This window comes from Frankia sp. Hr75.2 (genome assembly GCF_949319125.1).
Taxonomy (GTDB): Bacteria; Actinomycetota; Actinomycetes; order Frankiales; family Frankiaceae; genus Parafrankia; species Parafrankia soli.
Map to the genome: position 1 here is coordinate 1 of NZ_CASGGV010000101.1, position 3,713 is coordinate 3,713.

Genomic DNA, 3,713 nt, shown 5'->3' on the forward strand with positions numbered 1-3,713 from the left:
GCCATATGGCTGGGTCGGGCCATATGGCTGGGTCGGGCCATATGGCTGGGTCGGGCCATATGGCCGAGCCGGCGGTCGCGGCACCGGCCGTGGCGGTGCCTGGGAGCCCCGTACCCGGGCTGGCCGCGTCCGAGCCGGTGGCGGCGCCACGGATGGCCATGACGGCGCTACGGGCTGTCCTGGTGGCCGCGCTGGTCGGCGGGGTCGGGGCGGTGTGCTGGATCGCGGCGCGCGCCCGCGGCGAGGACGCGCGGGTCGTCGGCGCCTACGGGGCGCTCGTCGGAACGCTGGCCCTGCTGGCCTGGGCGGTCGGCGCCAGCCGGGACCGGGGGGCCGCGCAGCCTGGTCCGGCGGGCCCGCTCGGCCCGGTGAGCCCGCGCCGGCGCCGGGTCCGGTGGCCGGTGCCGATGCCCGCCACCGGCGCGCTGCGCACCCGAACGGGCCGGGTGCACCCCCAGTAACAGATGCCCGCCGGGCATGGGCAATCCGGCGTATGCTGACGTCTTCAAGGTCATCTAAAGAGGAAATGTCGTCCAACCGACTCCGAACCGCAGTTCGGCGCTTCACTGGACCAGATGTGACGTAGAACCTCCTCCCCTGATGGTTAACCACACACCTCGCGCCCCCCGATCACGGCCCGGTACGAGGTAACGTCTTCATGTCGGCGTCACCGAGGGCAACCACCCACGGGGCGGCGACAAGATCTCTGGGGCATCCGGCCAATCGGGCCGGATGTCCGAAGGTCGGTGCGAGCGCCATGGCGGTCTCAGACCGCGGTTGGGTCCGGTCGCGTGAAAACCGGCCGCCCCCTGGCCGCCGGACGACACTTTCCGCGCTTGTAGACCACGCCGCATGGCGCGTGGAACCGACGTGGCGTTGTTCTGTCGGCCCTGACCTGATCGGCGGATCCCCTGACTCAGCCCCGCAGCACCCAGCCCACCCCCGCCCACCGTCCGGCCCGTCCCTCCCGGGGCGGCCGTACCCGTCCCACCGGACACGGCCGCGGCGGGCCTCGTCCCGCCCCGTTCCGCGGCGGTGAGCGCCCGGCGGCGCGCCCGGCGCTCGCCACCCGCTCCCCCCGTCCGCCCGCCGAGTCCTTCGCCGAGGCGGGCCTGCCCCCGCGGCTGGTCTCCGCGCTCGCGGACAAGGGCATCCACGGGCCGTTCCCGGTCCAGGCCGCCACGTTGCCCGACGTGCTGGCCGGCGAGAACGTGCTCGGCCGGGCCCGCACCGGCTCCGGCAAGACCCTGGCGTTCGGCCTGCCGCTGCTCGCCCGGCTCGCCACCACCGGCGCCGCCCGCCCCCGTCAGCCCCGCGGGCTGATCCTCGTCCCGACCCGTGAGCTGGCCCAGCAGGTCAACGACGTGCTGGCCCCGCTCACCCGGGCGCTGGGGCTGTGGATGACCCCGGTCTACGGCGGAACGTCGATCAGCCGGCAGATCTCGGCCCTGCGCCGGGGTGTGCACCTCGTCGTCGCCACCCCGGGCCGGCTCACCGACCTGGTCGAGCGCGACGCCTGCATCCTCGACGAGATCGAGATCACCGTCCTGGACGAAGCCGACTTCATGTGCGACCTCGGGTTCCTCCCCGCGGTCAAGGCGCTGCTGGACATGACCCCGTCCGACAGCCAGCGGCTGCTGTTCAGCGCCACGCTGGACCGCGAGGTCGAGGTCCTCGTCCGGGGCTACCTGCCCGAGCCGGTCCTCGTCGCCGTCGACCCGGAGGTGTCGCAGGTCTCGACCCTGGCCCGGCACGCGATGGAGTCCGTCGACCGCACCGCCCAGCTCCGGCTGGTCACCGCGCTCGCCTGCGGCGCCGGCCGCACCCTGGTGTTCGTGCGCACCCAGCGCGACGCCGACCGCGTCGCGCAGGCGCTCACCGAGGCCGGGGTACCGGCCGAGCCCCTGCACGGCGGCATGCCGCAGGGGGCCCGCACCCGGGCGCTCGCCGGGTTCACCGACGGGTTCTACCGGGTTCTGGTCGCCACCGACGTCGCCGCCCGCGGCATCCACGTCGACGGCATCGGCCTCGTACTGCACCTGGGCCCGCCCGAGGACGCCAAGACCTACCAGCACCGCGGCGGGCGCACCGCCCGGGCCGGGGCCGACGGCGCCGACGTCCTGGTGACCGTGCCGGCCGAGCGTGGCAAGGCCCGGTCGCTGCTGCGGGCCATGGGCATCCCGACCCAGCCGGTCCCGACGCAGCCCGACGACCCGATCGTCGCCGAGCTCGCCGGACCGCCGGCGCCGCCGGTCGACCCGGCGACCATCCAGGCCCGCCGCCAGCGCAGCGACGGCCGGCGTGGTGACGGCCGACGCGACGGTGGCGGCCGCCGGGACTCCGCCCGGCGCGACGGCGCGCCGCGTGAGGGCGGCCACCGGCGCGGCGGGCCGGGCGCCCGCACCGCCGGCTCGACCTTCACCGGGGCGGCCCGCGACGCTCACCGCCCGGGCCGCCCGGCCCGGGGCCTGGCCCAGACGCGCCCCGCGCCGCGGGTGGACCCCCACCCCGCTCCCGGAGCCTGATCCCACCGCCCCGGGCCTGACTCCGACTTCGGGTCAGGCCCGGGGATGGCTCTCATACGAACGGTGCCCCGGAACGCTTCCGCGTTCCGGGGCACCGGTGGTTTCGTCTCGGCTTCCTGGATCAGTCGCGGGCCGCGACCTCCGGAGGATCACCCGACGGTGGTCACAGCGAGCGCGAGACGCCCAGTCGCAGCCGGTTCGGGTTCGCCACCGGGCCCAAGGAGAGCCCATCGGTGCTCGTCTCCGAGAGGTCGGCGACATCCGCCGTTACTGAGACCACCTCCCGCTGACCTGGCACCACAGACCCCATCTCGGGGCCAACCGACTCGTCCTGCTCCATGCGCAACACCTTTCCGAAGAGGCGCCGAATCGACACTGGATACCAAAACGGTAACACCCACGCAACGGTGTGCGTCCTTCGCAAAAGCACTGGTGCCAAGGACGTCCGTCACAACGGTGTGCGCGTAGCTATCCGCTGACGATCCAGGGGGAAGACGGTCCCCGGACGGTGCTCGTAACACCGCCGGGGACCTCGGATACCGACCCCCGAGAGGTCAGCACCGTGTTCCCCATCATCTCGCAGGTCCTAGGCGCTCTGTGCGCCGCTGTGGCCTTCGCCCTGTATCTGCGTCGCCCGGCGCCGGCCGGTGCCGCTCCGGGCATCCTGGCGCCCATCGCGGCCGGTCCAGCCCGGACCGCCGCCGGCACCATCACCCGGGTTGCCTCGCCGCGGCTCAGCCCGACCCAGCGGGCCCGCGTCGTCATCCGGCACGCTTTCCTGGCCGGATCCGGCGTGCCGATCACCCGGGCGGACGTCATCGACGAGTTGCTCGCCGAGCGCGCACCCAGCCTGGTGACCGGAACTGAACTCCGGTCATCCGTCAGCCCGGACGTCACCCCCGATCCGACCCCCGACGCGCCCGTCACCTTCGCCGCGGCGGCCGTCCGGCTCGGGGTGTCCGTGGCCACGGCCAAGCGGTACGCCGCGCCCAGCTCGGGCAAGCTCGTCCGGCAGGGTGACGGCGTCTCCCGCGTCTCCCTCGAGGCCATGGCGGCGACCCGATGAACCCGCTCATCCCCGCCGCCGACCTCGAGCCGACCGCCGAGCAGATCGCCGAGGAGCGGGCGCACTTCGCCCGCTGCGCCAACTTCGACGCGGCGCGCGACCAGCTGTCCGTCGCCATGGTC

The 3,713-nt window shown here is 74.4% G+C and carries 4 protein-coding genes; 3 read left to right on the top strand and 1 reads right to left on the bottom strand.

What is annotated here, in order from left to right:
- Positions 1-59: 59 nt before the first annotated feature.
- Together AC559T_RS09285 and AC559T_RS09290 are read left to right on the top strand one after the other, a co-directional pair.
- Positions 60-461: a hypothetical protein gene (locus tag AC559T_RS09285; protein ID WP_498868468.1), complete on the top strand. Its 402-nt coding sequence runs from the start codon at positions 60-62 to the stop codon at positions 459-461.
- Positions 462-1,124: 663 nt separating this feature from the next.
- Positions 1,125-2,525, top strand: coding sequence for a DEAD/DEAH box helicase (locus AC559T_RS09290; RefSeq protein WP_198541493.1), 1,401 nt, complete (start codon positions 1,125-1,127; stop codon positions 2,523-2,525).
- Positions 2,526-2,688: 163 nt separating this feature from the next.
- Here AC559T_RS09290 and AC559T_RS09295 read toward each other — a convergent pair whose 3' ends face one another.
- Positions 2,689-2,865 carry a hypothetical protein gene (locus AC559T_RS09295; RefSeq protein ID WP_235013670.1) on the bottom strand — a complete coding sequence of 59 codons (177 nt, stop codon included), beginning with the start codon at positions 2,863-2,865 and terminating at the stop codon, positions 2,689-2,691.
- A gap of 222 nt (positions 2,866-3,087) precedes the next feature.
- Here AC559T_RS09295 and AC559T_RS09300 point away from each other — a divergent pair, with 222 nt between their 5' ends.
- The gene (locus AC559T_RS09300) at positions 3,088-3,591 is read left to right on the top strand and encodes a hypothetical protein (protein ID WP_498868469.1); all 504 of its coding nucleotides are present in this window, start codon (positions 3,088-3,090) and stop codon (positions 3,589-3,591) included.
- The last annotated feature ends 122 nt before the right edge of the window (positions 3,592-3,713 follow it).